The sequence below is a fragment of the Pseudomonas sp. NPDC012596 genome (genome assembly GCF_042902325.1).
In the GTDB taxonomy this organism is placed as follows: domain Bacteria; phylum Pseudomonadota; class Gammaproteobacteria; order Pseudomonadales; family Pseudomonadaceae; genus Aquipseudomonas.
Genome location: NZ_JBIBEB010000001.1, coordinates 394,604 through 411,265, shown reverse-complemented (window position 1 = coordinate 411,265; position 16,662 = coordinate 394,604). Strand labels below are relative to the sequence as shown.

General features: G+C 63.0%; 15 protein-coding genes. 5 read left to right on the top strand and 10 right to left on the bottom strand.

Annotated features, from left to right (window positions below; all coding sequences use genetic code 11):
- Nucleotides 1-19 precede the first annotated feature (19 nt).
- From metW to ACFY68_RS01765, 5 genes are all read right to left on the bottom strand, one after another.
- Nucleotides 20-640, bottom strand: a complete 621-nt coding sequence (metW, locus tag ACFY68_RS01785) for a methionine biosynthesis protein MetW (protein ID WP_008092977.1) — start codon at nt 638-640, stop codon at nt 20-22.
- 7 nt (nt 641-647) lie between these two features.
- Nucleotides 648-1,787 carry a homoserine O-acetyltransferase gene (locus ACFY68_RS01780; protein WP_346614166.1) on the bottom strand — a complete coding sequence of 380 codons (1,140 nt, stop codon included), beginning with the start codon at nt 1,785-1,787 and terminating at the stop codon, nt 648-650.
- A gap of 88 nt (nt 1,788-1,875) precedes the next feature.
- A complete protein-coding gene (locus ACFY68_RS01775; RefSeq protein WP_012053960.1) occupies nt 1,876-2,466 on the bottom strand; it encodes a YggT family protein in 591 nt (196 codons plus the stop codon).
- 10 nt (nt 2,467-2,476) lie between these two features.
- Nucleotides 2,477-3,295, bottom strand: coding sequence for a pyrroline-5-carboxylate reductase (gene proC / locus ACFY68_RS01770; protein WP_387522827.1), 819 nt, complete (start codon nt 3,293-3,295; stop codon nt 2,477-2,479).
- Nucleotides 3,296-3,333: 38 nt separating this feature from the next.
- Nucleotides 3,334-4,020, bottom strand: coding sequence for a YggS family pyridoxal phosphate-dependent enzyme (locus tag ACFY68_RS01765; protein ID WP_387522825.1), 687 nt, complete (start codon nt 4,018-4,020; stop codon nt 3,334-3,336).
- Nucleotides 4,021-4,085: 65 nt separating this feature from the next.
- Here ACFY68_RS01765 and ACFY68_RS01760 point away from each other — a divergent pair, with 65 nt between their 5' ends.
- Nucleotides 4,086-5,084, top strand: a complete 999-nt coding sequence (locus ACFY68_RS01760; RefSeq protein ID WP_387522824.1) for a type IV pilus twitching motility protein PilT — start codon at nt 4,086-4,088, stop codon at nt 5,082-5,084.
- 143 nt (nt 5,085-5,227) lie between these two features.
- Here the strand turns inward: ACFY68_RS01760 and ACFY68_RS01755 are convergent, their stop codons facing one another.
- A complete protein-coding gene (locus tag ACFY68_RS01755) occupies nt 5,228-5,857 on the bottom strand; it encodes a C40 family peptidase (protein ID WP_387522823.1) in 630 nt (209 codons plus the stop codon).
- 176 nt (nt 5,858-6,033) lie between these two features.
- Here ACFY68_RS01755 and ACFY68_RS01750 point away from each other — a divergent pair, with 176 nt between their 5' ends.
- Nucleotides 6,034-6,453: a TM2 domain-containing protein gene (locus ACFY68_RS01750; protein ID WP_346614161.1), complete on the top strand. Its 420-nt coding sequence runs from the start codon at nt 6,034-6,036 to the stop codon at nt 6,451-6,453.
- Nucleotides 6,454-6,500: 47 nt separating this feature from the next.
- Here ACFY68_RS01750 and ACFY68_RS01745 read toward each other — a convergent pair whose 3' ends face one another.
- From ACFY68_RS01745 to ACFY68_RS01735, 3 genes are all read right to left on the bottom strand, one after another.
- Nucleotides 6,501-7,199, bottom strand: a complete 699-nt coding sequence (locus ACFY68_RS01745) for an SPOR domain-containing protein (protein ID WP_346614160.1) — start codon at nt 7,197-7,199, stop codon at nt 6,501-6,503.
- Nucleotide 7,200: 1 nt separating this feature from the next.
- Nucleotides 7,201-8,937, bottom strand: coding sequence for an arginine--tRNA ligase (gene argS, locus ACFY68_RS01740; protein ID WP_387522821.1), 1,737 nt, complete (start codon nt 8,935-8,937; stop codon nt 7,201-7,203).
- Nucleotides 8,938-9,045: 108 nt separating this feature from the next.
- On the bottom strand, nt 9,046-11,265 hold the full coding sequence (locus tag ACFY68_RS01735; RefSeq protein ID WP_387522819.1) for a primosomal protein N': 2,220 nt from the start codon (nt 11,263-11,265) through the stop codon (nt 9,046-9,048).
- A gap of 168 nt (nt 11,266-11,433) precedes the next feature.
- Between ACFY68_RS01735 and rpmE the strand changes: the two genes are divergently transcribed.
- From rpmE to ACFY68_RS01720, 3 genes are all read left to right on the top strand, one after another.
- Nucleotides 11,434-11,649: a 50S ribosomal protein L31 gene (rpmE, locus tag ACFY68_RS01730; RefSeq protein WP_054891182.1), complete on the top strand. Its 216-nt coding sequence runs from the start codon at nt 11,434-11,436 to the stop codon at nt 11,647-11,649.
- Between the two features lie 2 nt (nt 11,650-11,651).
- Entirely contained in the window at nt 11,652-12,473 is an 822-nt protein-coding gene (locus ACFY68_RS01725; protein ID WP_387522817.1) for a thermonuclease family protein, read from the top strand.
- A gap of 180 nt (nt 12,474-12,653) precedes the next feature.
- Nucleotides 12,654-13,922: a malic enzyme-like NAD(P)-binding protein gene (locus ACFY68_RS01720; RefSeq protein ID WP_346614156.1), complete on the top strand. Its 1,269-nt coding sequence runs from the start codon at nt 12,654-12,656 to the stop codon at nt 13,920-13,922.
- Between the two features lie 197 nt (nt 13,923-14,119).
- On the opposite strand, the gene ACFY68_RS01715 is transcribed toward ACFY68_RS01720, so the two are convergent.
- The gene (locus ACFY68_RS01715; RefSeq protein ID WP_387523035.1) at nt 14,120-16,570 is read right to left on the bottom strand and encodes a penicillin-binding protein 1A; all 2,451 of its coding nucleotides are present in this window, start codon (nt 16,568-16,570) and stop codon (nt 14,120-14,122) included.
- Nucleotides 16,571-16,662: the final 92 nt, after the last annotated feature.

Sequence of the window (16,662 nt, the reverse complement as noted above, 5' to 3'; positions counted from 1 at the left end):
GCGATTCCTCTGCTGAGCGTCAGACCGCCAGTTGGTGCTCCTGCAAGCCTGGGCTGCTGACGCGGTAAATGCCGATTTCACCCAGAAGATTAGGCCAAAGCCGGCCGCCCCACCCGTTGCGGTGCAGGTGGTCGACAGCCAGGCGGTCGAGGACCTTGGCGTGGCGCTCATGGCACAGCTCTTCGAAGTCGGCGAAGGTGCAGAAGTGAATGTTCGGCGTGTTGTACCAGGTGTACGGCATGAAGTCCGAAACCGGCATCCGGCCTTTGGTCGCCAAGTACCAACGGCAGCGCCAGTGGCCAAAATTCGGGAAGGTGATGATGCACTGACGGCCCACCCGCAGCATCTCGTCGAGGATGCGGTCAGGGTACTCCACGGCCTGCAGGGCCTGGGTCATGATCACCACGTCGAAGCTGTTGCTGGCGAAGTTACCCAGGCCTTTGTCGAGGTCTTGCTCGATGACGTTGACGCCCTTGGCCACGCACGCGGCGATATTGTCGGCGTCGATCTCCAGGCCGTAGCCGGTGACCTGCTTGCGATCACGCAGCGAAGCCAGCAGCTCGCCACTGCCGCAGCCCAGGTCGAGTACCCGGCTGCCGGCGGGAATCCAGTCGTGGATGATTTCCAGGTCGGCTCTCATGCTGTCCTCAGATGGCGATGCGGTTCATGTAGTTCGAGAAACCCTGCATGTAGCGAGGCGTGGGAATCAGGAAGGCATCGTGCCCGTAAGGCGAGTCGATCTCCAGGTAGCAGACGTTCTTGCGTGCTGCCATCAGGGCGTCGACGATCTCGCGCGAACGGGCCGGCGAGAAGCGCCAGTCGGTGGTGAACGACATGATGCAGTAGTCCGCCGTGACATTGGCCAGGGTTGCGGCCAGGTCCCCGCCATTGGCCGCGGCCGGGTCGAAGTAGTCCAGCGCCTTGGTCATCAGCAGGTAGGTGTTGGCGTCGAAGCGGCCGGAGAACTCTTCGCCCTGATAGCGCAGGTAGCTCTCGACCTGGAATTCAACGCTGTGGAAGTCGTAGTTGAGCTTGTCGCTCTTGAGCTCACGGCCGAATTTTTCACCCATCGAGTCGTCGGACAGGTAGGTGATATGCCCGACCATACGCGCCAGCATCAGGCCGCGCTTGGGGATCACCCCCTGGTCCTGGAACGAACCGCCGTGGAATTCGGGGTCTGTGAGGATTGCCTGGCGTGCCACTTCGTTGAAGGCGATATTCTGCGCCGAAAGCTTGGGCGCCGAGGCGATATCCACGCAATGGCGCACGCGGTCGGGGTAGGTCATGGTCCATTGCAGGGCCTGCATGCCACCCAGGCTGCCGCCGACGATGGCGGCCCATTGCCGGATGCCCAGGCGATCGGCCAAGCGCGCCTGGCTGTGCACCCAGTCCACCACGGTCAGTACCGGGAAGTCCGCGCCATAGGGTTTGCCGGTGGCGGGGTTGACGCTGCTCGGGCCAGTGCTGCCGTTGCAGCCGCCGAGGTTGTTCAGGCTGACCACGAAGAAACGGTTGGTGTCGATCGGCTTGCCTGGGCCGATGCAGCTGTCCCACCAGCCCGGCTTGCGGTCGGTGGCGGCATGGTAGCCGGCGGCATGGTGGTGGCCAGACAGGGCATGGCAGATCAGCACGGCATTGCTCGCGCTGGCGTTCAGGGTGCCATAGGTTTCGTAAACCAGCTCGTAGCTGGCCAGCGAACGGCCGCAGGCCAGGGCCAGCGGTTCATCGAATTGGGCTGTTTGCGGTGTAACCAGACCGACGGAATCTTCGGGAAGGACAGTGGACATCGACCCTGCTCACGCTTGACGGAGGCGTAAGTCTAAAGAGCGCTACCCCCAGCGGCAAGCAAAGGCTTGCCGCTGGGAACAACAGGGGTCAGATCATCCGCCACAGTTCTTGTGGCATACCGGCGTAGGCGGCCAGCGGGGGCATGACGAACGACTGGATCACCTGGATCGCCAGGAAGGCGAAGATCGGCGAGATGTCCATGCCGCCCAGGTTAGGTACCAGGCGGCGGAACGGCGCCAATACCGGTTCGCTGATCTGGTAGGCCAGCTCGGCTGCTGGGTTGTGGCTGTTCGGCGCCACCCAGGAAACGATCACCATGACAATCATCGCCACCCAGAATATCTTCAGGAACAGCGAGGTAATGCCGATGATCGCCCACATCAGCAGGTGCAGGACGTCGCCGAAGGTGCCGTAGGTGACCATCAGCACAAAGCCCATCAGCAGTGCCTGGATGACCACCGCCAGCAGCAGCGACGAGGTGTCGAGGCCGCCGACGCTTGGGATGATGCGCCGGATTGGCTTGAGCAGCGGCTGGGTGGCGCGGACTGCGAACTGGCACAGCGGGTTGTAGAAGTTGGCTTTTACCAGCTGCAGTACGAAGCGCAGCAGGACGATCACCAGGTACAGGCTGACCAGGGTTTGCACCACGAAGATCGCGGCGCCGGACAGTGCATTCATCTGGAACTCCTTATTTGCCCAATTGCTCGGCCAGCTCGGCGGAACGCGTCGCCGCTGCTGCCAGTGCCTTGTCTACGATGGCTTCGAAACCGTTAGCCTGGAACGACTTGATCGCTGCCTCGGTGGTGCCGGCCGGCGATGTCACCCGGCGGCGCAGTTCGGCGGCGTCGATATCACTGGCCACGGCCATGTGTGCTGCACCCAGCGCAGTCTGCAGGGTCAGCTTGGAGGCGGTCTCGCGTGGCAGGCCGAGTTTTTCGCCAGCGGCGGTCATGGCCTCGATCAGCAGGAAGAAATACGCCGGGCCACTGCCGGAAACGGCGGTGACTGCATCCAGCTGTTGTTCTTCATCCAGCCACAGGGCGGTGCCGACAGCCGACAGCAGCTGCTCGGCCTGCTCGCGCTGTGTGCTGGAAACCTCGGCAGTGGCATACAGGCCGCTCACGCCCTGGCGCAGCAGTGCCGGGGTATTGGGCATGCAGCGCACCACCGGGCGGGCGCCGAGCCAGGCTTGCAGGCTGGCACAGGTAATGCCGGCAGCGATGGACACGATCAACTGGCCATTTTGCAGGCTTGGCTGCAGCGTTTCGCAGACGGCCTTCATTACCTGCGGCTTGACCGCCAGGACGATTACATCGGCCCCGGTGATGGCCTGCGCGTTGTCTTCGAAAACCTCGATGCCGTGTTCGGCCTGGACCCGGGTGCGGGTATCGGCGCCAGGGTCGCTGGCGCGGATCTGCGCGGCGTCCAGGCCCTGGGCGCGCAGGCCGCCGATCAGGCTGGCGGCCATGTTGCCGGCGCCGATGAAGGCAATACGTGTCTTGCTCATGTCAGGTCCTTGAGGGAAAGAGTGAGTAAAGCATGGGATCAGACGGGGCCGTAGTTGCGCGCCCCGAACAAGGCGGTGCCGATGCGAACCCAGGTCGCGCCCTGTGCAATCGCGGCTTCCAGGTCGTGGCTCATGCCCATGGACAAGGTGTCCAGGCCGAGATTCAGGGTGTTTTGCAACTGGCGCAGGGTGGCAAAGGCGGCTTCTTGCTCGGCGCGGTCTTCGCTCGGCTCGGGGATTGCCATCAAACCGCGCAGGCGCAGATTGGGCAGGGCGGCCACGGCATGGGCCAGCGCGGGAAGGTCGGCCGCGGCGCAGCCTGACTTGCTGTCTTCCCCGCTGACGTTCACCTGCAGGCAGATGTTCAGGGGCGGCAAGCCCTGAGGGCGCTGTTCGGACAAGCGTTGGGCGATCTTCAGGCGGTCCACGGAATGTACCCAGTCGAAATGCTCGGCAATGGCCTTGGTCTTGTTCGACTGAATGGGGCCGATGAAGTGCCAGATCAAGGGCAGGTCGCCCAGCTCTTGCTGTTTGCCCAAGGCTTCCTGCAGGTAGTTTTCGCCGACATCGCGCACGCCTGCTGCATGAATTTCGCGGATGGCACTTGCCGGTTTGGTCTTGCTCACCGCCAGCAAGTGGACGCTGGCCGGGTCGCGCCCGACGGCCTCGGCTGCACGTTGGATGCGGGCGGCGAGGGCGGAAAGGTTGTCTGCTATGGTGGACATGGATCGATGCCGTCGGCTCTGGGGTCTGCGGCATTCTACCTGCTTGATGGCCGTTGGGGAGTCTCATGGACGTGACCGACCTGTTGGCCCGGGCCCGTGATGCAGGGGCGAGTGACCTGCACCTGGCCGCGGGCGAGATACCGATGCTGCGCGTGGATGGCGAGTTGTGCCGCATGGACCTGCCGAATTTAGTGCCGGCGTCATTGACCGATAGCCTGGCGCCGCTGCTCGATGACCGACAGCGCCAGCAGTGGGCACAAGGCGATGAGCTGGATCTGGCGTTGGAGCTGCCTTCACTTGGCCGCTTTCGCCTGAACCTGTTCCGTCAGCTCAATGGCCCGGCGGCCACCCTGCGCCTGATCCCAAGCCGAATCGCGACGTTGGACCAACTTGACCTTGAAGAATTGTTTCTAGCTGTTGCGCAGTGCACGGATGGGCTAATTCTGATCGGCGGGCCCACCGGCAGTGGCAAGTCCAGCACGCTGGCGACGCTGATCGATCAGCTCAGTCGCCAGCGATCTGCGCACATCATCACGCTTGAAGACCCTGTGGAGGTTATCCACAGCAGCCAGCGCAGCCTGGTTAACCAGCGCGAGATCGGTCGGCATTGTCGCGACTTTTCCCAAGGCTTGCGCAGCGCGCTGCGACAGGACCCGGACGTGATAGTGATCGGCGAATTGCGTGACCTGGAGACGATTCGCCTGGCCCTGCGGGCCGCCGAAACGGGGCACCTGGTGCTGGCGACAGTGCATACGCGTTCTGCTGCGGGGAGCATTGATCGGCTGGTCGAAGTGTTTGCTGCTGAGGAGAAACCGTTGGTGAGGGCGATGTTGGCGGAGTCGCTGCGCCTGGTGGTGGCACAGGTGTTGGTCAAGCGCGTGGGCGGTGGGCGGGTGGCTGCCAGAGAGGTGCTGGTGGCCACCCCTGCGGTGCGTAACCTGATCCGCGAAGGGCGCATGGCGCAGCTGTGTTCAGTGATGCAGACGGGGGCGGCGGAGGGGATGCTGACGATGGAGGGGGCGATGCAGAGGCTACGTGACAGGGGTGTGATCGGGACTTTGTAGTGCCTGCTCTGGCCTCTTCGCGGGGCAAGCCCGCTCCCACAAGTAATGTGCTTGGTCACTGTGGGAGTGTGCTTGGCATGATGGCCACATAACCACTGTGGGAGCGGGCTTGCCCCGCGAAGAGGCCAGAACAGCCCGGACGATCACCGCTTGGCCAGCGCCAACTGCTGCTGTTCCTTCGGCAACACCCGCTTGGCCACCACATAGTGCTTCTGCCAGTAGGGCTTGCTCAGGTTGTCGATGCTCACCCGCTTGCCGCGGCGCGGTGCGTGGATGAAGCGGTCGTTGCCCAGGTAGATGGCAACGTGGTTTACCCGGCGGCTCTTGATGTTGAAGAAGATCAGGTCGCCCGGCTTGAGGTCACTTTTGGCCACCTTCACGCCGTGGCCCTGGGCCATGGCATTGGAGGTGCGCGGCAGGTCGACATCGGCCACATCGTTGAAGGCGTATTTCACCAGCCCGCTGCAGTCGAAGCCTTTTTTAGGGCTGCTGCCGCCCCAAACATATGGGGTACCGAGCACATTGACGGCACGGCTGAGCACATCGCTGCTCTGTTTCGGCGACATGGCCGCAACAGGCAGATTGTGAGCCTTGGCAGCGCTGCTGCTCGGGCGTGCGCGTAGCGGGCTGTGCTTGCTAGGCGCGTGTTTCACCGAGGCATTGGTGGTATAGCCGGTGAAACCGTTGGGAAGACGTTGCTCACGGTTGGTGGCGTGGGCGGCCAGGGGCAATAATAGGCAGAGGGTCAGCCATGTCTTGAACAAAGGCGGCATAGATGAAGCTCTTGTGAAGTTTTGATTTTGGTTTTGGTGTTGGCGCGCAACTTTATAACAGCTTTTTGATCAATTTCTGATCCGTTGGTCGATTGTCATGCTGCCGTACGTCGGCCTTCGCCAGAAAAGTCACATTTTTTTTTAGAAAATTTTTGGATAACCCACGAGGGCTACGAATGAACAGTTATGAACAGGGGGCGCCGCTGCACGACACCCACAGCAAGGTGATCGGCTATCTGCTGTGGATTTTCGGCTTCACTGGCTCGCACCGTTTCTACTACGGCAAGCCCATCACCGGGACTATCTGGTTCTTTACCCTGGGCCTGCTCGGCATCGGCTGGCTGATCGACCTGTTCCTCATCCCGGCCATGGACCGGGAGGCTGATCTGCGATTCCATTCCGGGCGCATCGATTACAACATCGCCTGGGTTCTGCTGACCTTCCTGGGCATTTTCGGCGTGCATCGCCTGTACCAAGGCAAATGGATCACCGCGATCATCTACTTCTTCACCGGTGGCTTGTTCCTGGTGGGCGTGCTGTATGACTTCTGGACCCTGAACGGGCAGATCTCGCAGGCCAACGCCGAGCGCCGCTGAGGCACAAAAAAGGCCTTGTCGCGCTGAGCGGCAAGGCCTTTTTTTTGTTACTGACGGGTCTGTCGCTGCTGTAGCAGCAGGTTGCTGAACCCTGCCCCCGCCAGCTGCTTCTGCGCCCCGGTCAGCTGTTCTCGATTGCTGAACGGCCCCACCAGTACGCGGTACCAGGTCTCATCCTTGACGGTCCCCGACTCCACCTTCACCGCCTGGCCGAGCAGGATGATCTGCGCGCGCACCTTGTCGGCATCGGCCTGCTTGCGGAACGAGCCGGCCTGCAGGAAGAACTGCGTAGTGGCTGCAGGCTTGATCACCGGCGGCGCAGGTGGTGGTGTTTGTCCCAGCAGGGCGGCCTGGGCACGTGCCGTGTCGATCTTCGCCGCTTCTGCTGGCGTCACCGGGGTCACCGGTTGTGCTGGCACAGGTGGCGTCTTCTCAGGCACTGCCTCTGGTGGCACGATCACTTCCGACTCTGGCAACAGGGTGTAGAAGTCGTACTTCGGCTTCACCGGTTGCTGCACGGTGGCAGGCGTGGATTTGCTGGCCTCGGCGACCTTCTCCGGCTTCTGCTGCTCGGGCTTGGTGCGCTTGATATCGCCACCCCCCGGCTCGAGCTTCATCAGGAAGACGATGAACGCGCCGACGGTCAGGCCGACCGCCAACCATACCCAGCCTGGGATCGGCTGTTTGGCCGGTGCCTGAGTGCGGCTGGCGCCGCGCTTGGGTGCTGGTTTTTTCTTGGCTGCCAACTTACATGCGCTCCAGGGTTTCCAGGCCGAGCAGTTCCAGACCTTGTTTGAGGGTGCGACCGGTCAGGGCAGCCAGGCGCAGACGGCTCTGCTGCTGCTCTGGGGTTTCGGCGGCGAGGATCGGGCAGTTCTCGTAGAAGCTGGAGAACAGGCCGGCCAGGTCGTAGAGGTATGTGCACAGCACGTGCGGGGTGCCTTTGTCGGCGACGCTGTTGAGCACTTCGCCGAATTGCGCCAGGCGTGCGGCCAGGTCCTGCTCGTGCGCCGCTTGCAGGACGATATTGCCCTCGACTTCGTCGAAGCCCTTGCCCAGCTTACGGAATACGCCGGCCACACGGGTGTAGGCGTACAGCAGGTATGGCGCGGTGTTACCTTCGAAATTGAGCATCTGCTCGAAGTTGAAGCTGTAGTCACTGGTGCGGTGCTTGGACAGGTCGGCGTATTTCACCGCGCCAATGCCAACCACTTCACCGATGTGGCGCAGTTCGTCTTCGGTCAGGCTCGGGTTTTTCTCCTTGACCAGGGCATAAGCGCGCTCCTTGGCCTCGGTGAGCAGGTCGATCAACTTTACGGTGCCGCCGTCACGGGTCTTGAACGGGCGGCCGTCGGCGCCGTTCATTGTTCCGAAGCCCATGTGCTCCATCTGCATCGGGTGGCCGACGAAACCGGCGCGGCGCGCTACTTCGAACACCTGGTTGAAGTGCAGGGCCTGGCGCTGGTCGACGAAGTACAACGCGCGGTCGGCCTTGAGCACGTTGCTGCGGTAGCGTACTGCAGCCAGGTCGGTGGTGGCGTACAGGTAGCCGCCGTCAGCCTTCTGCACGATCACCGGCAGTGGCTCGCCTTCGCTGTTCTTGAATTCTTCGAGGAACACGCACTGCGCGCCCTGGTCTTCGACCAGCAGGCCCTTGGCCTTGAGGTCGGCAACCACGTTGGCCAGGTCAGTGTTGTAGGCGCTCTCGCCCATCACGTCGGCCATGGTCAGCTTGACGTTGAGCAGCTCGTAGGTCTTCTGGCAGTGGGACAGGGAAATATCCTTGAAGCGCGTCCACAGGGCCAGGCAGTCGGGGTCGCCAGCCTGCAGCTTGACCACCAGGCCGCGGGCGCGGGTGGCGAACTCTTCCGATTCGTCGAAGCGCTTCTTCGCCGCGCGGTAGAAGTTTTCCAGGTCCGACAGCTCGTCGCTGGTGATCGGGTTTTCCTGCAGGTAGGCCATCAACATGCCGAACTGCGTGCCCCAGTCGCCCACGTGGTTCTGGCGGATGACGTTGTCACCCAGGAACTCCAGTACGCGCGCGACGCTGTCACCAATGATGGTCGAGCGCAGGTGGCCGACGTGCATCTCCTTGGCCAGGTTCGGCGCCGACATGTCGATCACGACTTTTTCGCTCGGGCCGGTTTTGCGCACGCCCAAATGGCCGTCGGCCAGGGCTGCGTCCAGGCGGTTGGCCAGGGCGTCGGTGTTCTGGAAGAAATTCAGGAAGCCGGGGCCGGCGATCTCGACCTTGCTGATGTCGGCGCTGGCCGGCAGGGCGTTGATCAGTTTTTCGGCCAGGTCGCGCGGCTTCATACCGGCCGGTTTGGCCAGCATCATGGCGATGTTGCTGGCGAAGTCGCCGTAGGTCTTGTCCCGGGCGTTTTCCACCTGGATCGCCGGCGACAGCCCTTCAGGCAGCACACCGTCGGTGACGAGTTGGGTGAGGGCTTGCTGGATCAGCTGGCGAATGGTGTCTTTCATGGGGATCTCTTTTCGACCGCTAGCGCGGTGGAGCGCCTGGGTGCGCAGGTGGAAAAACTGGGCATTATCCGTTTCCGGGGCCGGGTTGCCAACCTTTGGGCGGCAAGCTCAATAAAGGTCGACTGGGTCGACGTCCAGCGACCAGCGTACTTGCCGCCCGCTTGGCAGCTGCTCCAACACTAGCAACCAGGCACTGATCAGTCGATGCAAGGGTGCCCGCGTGTTGGCCTGGATCAACAGTTGCGCGCGGAAGCGCCCGGCCTTGCGCTCCATCGGAGCAGGTACCGGGCCCAACAGTTCAATACCGGGCAGGCGTTGCTCGGCCACCAGCCGTTCCGCTGCGTTGCAGGCCTCGTCGAGGAAGCCCTCGGCCTGCCCTGGCTTGTGCGCTTCGGCGCGCAGCAGGGCGAGGTGGGAAAAGGGCGGCAAGCCGGCGGCGCGGCGCTCGTCCAGGGCCTGCTCGGCGAAGGCGAAGTAGCCTTGCTCGGTCAGTTGTACCAGCAGTGGATGGTCAGCCAGGTGGGTCTGGATCACCACCTTGCCGGGCTCTTCGGCCCGCCCGGCGCGCCCCGCCACCTGCACGATGAGCTGGGCCATGCGCTCGGTGGCGCGGAAATCGCCGGAGAACAGGCCACCATCGGCATCGAGGATGGCAACCAGGGTAACCCGCGGGAAGTGGTGCCCCTTGGCCAGCATCTGCGTGCCGACCAGGATGCTTGGCTGGCCACGCTGGATGGTGCTGAACAGGTTGTGCATGGCGTCCTTGCGCGACGTGCTGTCGCGGTCCACCCGCAGAATCGGGTAGTCGGGGAACAGCACCTTCAGCCGTTCCTCGGCACGTTCGGTGCCCGCGCCCACCGCGCGCAGGTCAACGTGGTTGCACTTGGGGCACTGGTGCGGCAGGCGTTCGTCGTAGCCGCAGTGGTGGCAGCGCAGCACCCCGGAGCGCTGGTGCACGGTCATGCGCGCGTCACAGCGCGGGCATTCCGAAAGCCAGCCGCAGTCATGGCACAGCAAGGTCGGCGCGAAGCCGCGACGGTTGAGGAACACCAGTACCTGCTGGCCGGCCTCCAAGGTCTGGCGTATGGCCTGCTGCAGCGGGCCGCTGATACCGCTGTCCAGCGGCAGGCTTTTTACATCCAGGCGGATCATCCGCGGCGGCCTTGCACCGCCGGCGCGCTGGTTCATGCGCAGCAGGCGGTAGCGGCCGGTCAGGGCGTTGTGCAAGGTTTCCAGCGACGGGGTGGCCGAGCCGAGCAGGATCGGGATGTTTTCCTGATGGGCACGCACCAGCGCCAGGTCGCGGGCGTGGTAGCGCAGGCCTTCCTGCTGTTTATAGGAGCCGTCGTGCTCTTCGTCGATGATGATCAGGCCGGGGTTTTTCATCGGTGTAAACAGCGCCGAGCGCGTGCCGATGATGATATCCGCCTCGCCATCACGCGCCGCCAGCCAGGCGTCGAGGCGCTCGCGGTCATTCACCGCCGAGTGCAGCAGGGCGATGCGGGCGTTGAAGCGCTGCTCGAAGCGCGCCAGGGTCTGTGGGCCGAGGTTGATCTCGGGGATCAGCACCAGCGCTTGCTTGCCGGCTTCCAGGGTTTCGCGAATCAGCTGCAGGTAGACTTCGGTCTTGCCGCTGCCGGTGACGCCGGCCAGCAGGAAGGCATTGAAGCTGTCAAAGCCTTCGCGCACGGTGTCAAAAGCTTCGCGCTGTTCGTCGTTGAGCGGCAGCTCCGGCTGGGCCAGCCAATGCTCATGGCGCTGCGCCGGCAGGTGGCGACGTGTTTCGAGCCGAACCAGGTCCTTGGCCAGCAGCAGGTCGAGGCTGTCCTTGTTCAGGTTGAGCTTGCTCAGCAGGCTGTGCGCCACGCCGTGCGGGTGCTGGGCCAGGGTCTTGAGGGCGTCGCGCTGGCGCGGCGCGCGGGCGATGCGTGGGTCTTCGATGCGGGCATCGGGGGCGACGTGCCAGAAGCGCTCCTGGCGCATCTCGGCTGGCTCGCCCTGGCGCAGCAAGGTGGGCAGGGCCCAACTCAGGGTGTCGCCGAGGCTGTGCTGATAATACTGGGCAGTCCACAGGCACAGCTTGAACAGTGACGCCGGCACCGGCGAAACAGGGTCGAGCAGGGCGCTGGCCGGCTTGAGTTTGTCGGCAGGGACCTCGCTGTGGTCGCACACCTCGACCAGTACGCCGATCATCTCGCGACGGCCGAACGGTACGCGGATGCGCATGCCCGGGGTGAGTGCCTGGCGCGCCATGCTCGCCGGCGCCCGATAGTCGAACAGGCGACGCAGCGGGGAGGGCAGGGCAAGGCGCAGAATGACGTCGGACACGCGGAAGGTCTCGCAGGGCGTTACAAATGAGTGGCGAGCCTAGCAGACGACGGTCGGTGCAAGCGACAACTTGCGTTGGAGTGAAGCTCTGGTATTATTTGCCGCCTAATTACGTGCGGTATTCAACAATTGGTGTTGGGTGGCGGCACGCAGCTCGAGGAAGTGACCATGAAAGCTGATATTCATCCGAACTACGAAGCGGTTGCAGTGACTTGCAGCTGCGGCAACAAATTCGAAACGCGTTCGACCCTGGGCAACACCCTGGCGATCGACGTTTGCAACCTGTGCCACCCGTTCTACACCGGTAAGCAGAAAGTCCTGGACACCGGTGGTCGCGTACAGAAGTTCGCCGATCGCTTCGGTATGTTCGGTACCAAGAAGTAATCATGCGCATGGCGAACCCTTCGGGCTTCGCATTGTTGCTGAAAAAGGCGCCCCTTGTGGGCGCCTTTTTTGTGGGCGCGATCTGGCAGGCGTCGGCGCTGGCGTTCTGCCCGCTGCCGGTCAAGCCGCAGCAGGTGGCAGTGCGTCAGGTGGTGGATGGCGACACGCTACGCCTTGTCGATGGCCGCAGTGTGCGCATGATCGGCATCAACGCGCCGGAAATCGGGCGCAAAGGGCGCACCAGCGAGCCCTACGCCGACGCCGCCAAACAGCGCCTGCAAGCTTTGGTCAAAGCCAGTGACGGCCGGGTCGGGCTGGTGCAGGGCATCGAGGCCAAGGACAAATACGGGCGCACGCTGGCCCATATCTACGGCCGCAATGGCGACAATCTTGAGGCGCGCTTGCTCAGCGAGGGCCTTGGCTACCGTGTCGCGGTGGCACCCAATGTGCGCTTGGTCGCTTGCCAGCAAGTGGCCGAGCAGTCGGCACGCAAGGCAAGGGCCGGGCTGTGGCGCAACTCGCCGGTGCTGCGCGCCCGTGAGGTCAGGCAATCGGGGTTCGCGGTTATCGGTGGCAGCATTCAGAGCGTTGCACGCAACCGCGGGGGCGTCTGGTTGGCGCTGGAGACCGGCGTGGTGTTGCAGGTTCCCGCTCGTCTGCAACGCAACTTCCCTGCAGGCTTCTTCGATAATCTCAAAGGACGCCAGGTCGAGGCGCGCGGTTGGGTGCTGGATCGTTCCCGCAAGGGTGGGCTCAAGCCGGGGCAGCGACGTTGGGTGTTGCCATTGACCGATCCGAGCATGCTGGAGCGCATTTCAGGCTGAAAAGATGTAGACATTTCGCTACTGGATTGTACACACTGGTGGCTCCAATGCCCCCGTGTGTTATAGCGTAAAGTCGTAGGCTAAAGGCCTTGACACAAGTGACCGACCAGTCTTGTGACTCCCCGGCTCTTTGCGTATCCTCGGCGGTCCGTCAGAACAGTAAATAGCGGAATGCCCACCATGTCAGACCTGAAAACCGCCGCTCTCGAATATCACGCTCAACCTCGTCCGGGGAAACTGAGCGTCGAGCTCTCCAAGCCCACCGCCACCGCCCGTGATCTCGCCCTGGCCTACAGCCCAGGCGTTGCAGAACCTGTGCGTGAAATCGGCCGTGATCCTGAGCTGGCCTACAAATACACCGGCAAGGGCAACCTTGTTGCGGTGATTTCCGATGGCACCGCCATCCTCGGTCTGGGTGACCTCGGTCCACTGGCTTCCAAGCCGGTCATGGAAGGCAAGGGCGTTCTGTTCAAGCGTTTCGCCGGTATCGACGTCTTCGACATCGAAGTCGAATCGGAAAGCCCACAAGCTTTCATCGACACCGTTCGCCGCATCTCGATTACCTTCGGTGGCATCAACCTCGAAGACATCAAGGCTCCTGAGTGCTTCGAAATTGAACGCACCCTGATCGAGCAGTGCGACATCCCAGTGTTCCACGATGACCAGCACGGCACCGCGATCGTTACCGCCGCCGGCATGATCAACGCCTTGGAAATCGCTGGCAAAAAACTCGAAGACGCCAAGATCGTCTGCCTGGGTGCCGGCGCTGCTGCAATCTCGTGCATGAAGCTGCTGGTCAGCATGGGTGCCAAGGTCGAGAACATCTTCATGATCGACCGCAGCGGCGTGATCCACGCTGGCCGCGACGACCTGAACCAGTACAAGGCCCAATTCGCCCACGCCACCGACAAGCGCAGCCTGGCTGATGCCCTGGAAGGTGCTGACGTGTTCGTTGGCCTGTCCGGCCCGAACCTGCTGAGCCCGGAAGGCCTGAAGTCGATGGCCGCCAATCCGATCGTGTTCGCGTGCTCGAACCCGGACCCGGAAATCTCGCCAGAGCTGGCTCACGCCACCCGCAACGACGTGATCATGGCCACCGGTCGCTCCGACTACCCGAACCAGGTCAACAACGTTCTGGGCTTCCCGTTCATCTTCCGTGGTGCCCTGGACGTTCGCGCCAAGCGTATCAACGAAGAAATGAAGATTGCCGCCGCCATCGCCCTGAAAGACCTGGCCAAGCTGCCAGTGCCTAAGGAAGTATGCGAGGCCTACGGCGTCGAAGGTCTGGAATTCGGCCGTGAGTACATCATTCCGAAGCCGCTGGACGCTCGCCTGATCACCGTCGTTTCCGACGCAGTGGCCAAGGCCGCCATCGAATCCGGCGTGGCTACCCTGCCGTATCCGAAGCACTACCCGCTGAACAGCGTGGATGAAGTGTTCAACGGCTGATCCCCAGGCCGTAGCAACACAAAAAAGCCCCGGCTCGTGTGAGCCGGGGCTTTTTGTTTGCCTGCTGATTGGTCGGTGGCCTGTCAGGGCCCTATCGCCGGCAAGCCAGCTCCTACAGGTACTGCACAACGCTCAGGGTTGGTGCTAACTCTGTTGGAGCCGGCTTGCCGGCTATAGGCCTCGCTACAAAGTCACTGTCAGAACAGGTCCATCGGCGCTGCTTCATCCGCTGGCAGCGGGCTGCCAGGTGCTGCACCATTGCCCAGCTCATCCACCGACGGTGGCGAGTCTTCAGCCTTGAACAGCTCGAAGTACGCGTTCGGCGTGCTCGGCGAGGCTGCGCGGCCGCTGACCGGGTCGACGCGCAGGCTGAGGATGCCTTCCGGCTCTGCCGGTGCGTGGTTAGGCTTGTCCTTGAGCGCCGCGCCCATGAAGCTCATCCAGATCGGCAGCGCCGCAGTGCCGCCGTATTCCCGGCGGCCCAAGGTTTCCGGCTGGTCGAAGCCGACCCAGACGGTGGTCACGTAATCGGCGTTGTAGCCCGAGAACCAGGCGTCCTTGGACTCGTTGGTGGTGCCGGTCTTGCCTGCCAGGTCAGTACGGCCCAAGGCCAGCGCCCGGCGCCCGGTACCGCGCTTGATCACGTCCTGCAGCATGCTGGTGAGGATATAGGTGGTGCGGCCATCGATGATTTGCTCGGCAATCACCGGCGCTTGCGGTGTCGGCGCTATCTGGCCGAAGGCCGACGGTGCCTCGCCCGGCATTGCAGCGGTGCTGATTGGCTGTTCCGGTGCCGCCAGGCCTGCCTGGTCTTCGGCGCCTTGCGGCACGCGTGCCGGATTGGCGGTGAACAGCGTCTCGCCGCTACGGCTTTCGATGCGCTCGATCAGGTACGGGTTGACCTTGTAGCCGCCGTTGGCAAACGTGCTCCACCCGGTGGCGATCTCCATCGGCGTCAGCGTTGCGGTGCCCAACGCCAGCGACAGGTTGCGCGGCAGGTCCTGCTTGTTGAAGCCGAACTTGGCGATGTAGTCGATGGTGCGGCCTACACCCATGGCCTGCAGCAGGCGGATCGATACCAGATTGCGCGACTTGTACAACGCCTCGCGCATGCGGATCGGGCCAAGGAAGGTGTTGGTGTCGTTCTTTGGCCGCCATTCCTTGTCGAGGTACTCGTCGACGAACACGATCGGTGCATCGTTGACCAGGCTGGCGGCGGTATAGCCGCTGTCCAGTGCGGCGCTGTAGATGAACGGCTTGAAGCTCGAGCCCGGCTGGCGCTTGGCCTGCATGGCGCGGTTGTAGTTGCTCTGCTCGAACGAGAAGCCGCCCACCAACGCACGAATGGCACCGTTGTAAGGGTCCAGGGTTACCAGCGCACTCTGGGCACCGGGCACCTGGCTGAATTTGAGCTTGCCGTCGTCCAGGCGCTGCAGGCGTACCAGGTCGCCGACCTGGGCCACGTCAGCCGGCGATTGCGGCGCGCGACCCTGGGAGTTGCTGTTGATGAATGGGCGCGCCCACTTCATGGTGTCCCAGGCCACGTCTTCTTCCTTGCCGCTGCGGGTCAGCACCTTGATGCCAGTCTTTTCGACATGGGTAACGATGGCCGGCTCCAGCCCGCCCAAGGTGCGCTGCTTGTTCAACTCCTGTAGCCAGGCGGCCTGGGTCTTGCCCGGGAAGCGTGCGTCCGGCCCGCGGTAGCCATGGCGCTCGTCATAGTCCGACAGGCCGTTGAGGACTGCCTTGTTGGCCATTTCCTGCATGTCGCTCGGCACCGTGGTGGTGACGCGGAAGCCTTCGGTATAGGCCTCGCTGCCATAGCGGCCGACCATTTCGGCGCGGGCCATCTCGGCGATGTACGGCGCGTTCACTTCAGGTGTCGGTACGTGGTAGCTGGCGTTGAGCGGCTCGGCCAGTGCGTTCTGGTAGCTGGCTTCGTCGATCTTGCCGAGCTTGTACATGCGCCCCAGGATCCAGTCGCGGCGCTCTTTCGCACGCACCGGGTTGGCCAGCGGGTTGAAGCGCGACGGCGCCTTGGGCAGGCCGGCGATCATCGCCATCTGCGCCAGGCTCACGTCCCGGATCGATTTGCCGTAGTACACCTGCGCGGCGGCGTCGATGCCGTAGGCTCGGTTACCCAGGTAGATCTTGTTCACGTACAGCTCGAGGATCTCGTCCTTGGTCAGCTCACGCTCGATCTGCAGGGCCAGCAGAATCTCGTTGGTCTTGCGCGAGAAGCTGCGCTCGCTGGTCAGGAAGAAGTTCTTCGCCACCTGCATGGTGATGGTGCTGCCGCCGGTCTGGATGTGACCGGTTTTAACCAGCTGGGTCGCGGCGCGCATGAGGCTGCTCGGATCGACGCCGTAGTGGTTGAGGAAATTGTCGTCTTCGGCTGACAGAAGCGCCTGAATGAACTGCGGGGGGATTTCCGCGAAACGGATTGGCGAGCGGCGCATTTCGCCGAACTCGGCAATGAGCTTGCCGTCGCTGCTGTACACCCTCAGGGGGATCTGCAACTGGATGCTTCTGAGCGAATCGACCGACGGCAGGTTGGGACTAAGATACAGAAACGCACCGCTCACACCGAGTACGAGCGCGCAGATGACTGCGACGAAAGACCACCAGAAGAACTTCAGCAGGCGTATCAAGGCTTTTGGGTGTCCAGGTTGAGGGGTGAGTTGCGCACGGAGCCGGCGGACGAAAAAAACGCTGGGCATTATAAGCATTTTTCGCCACG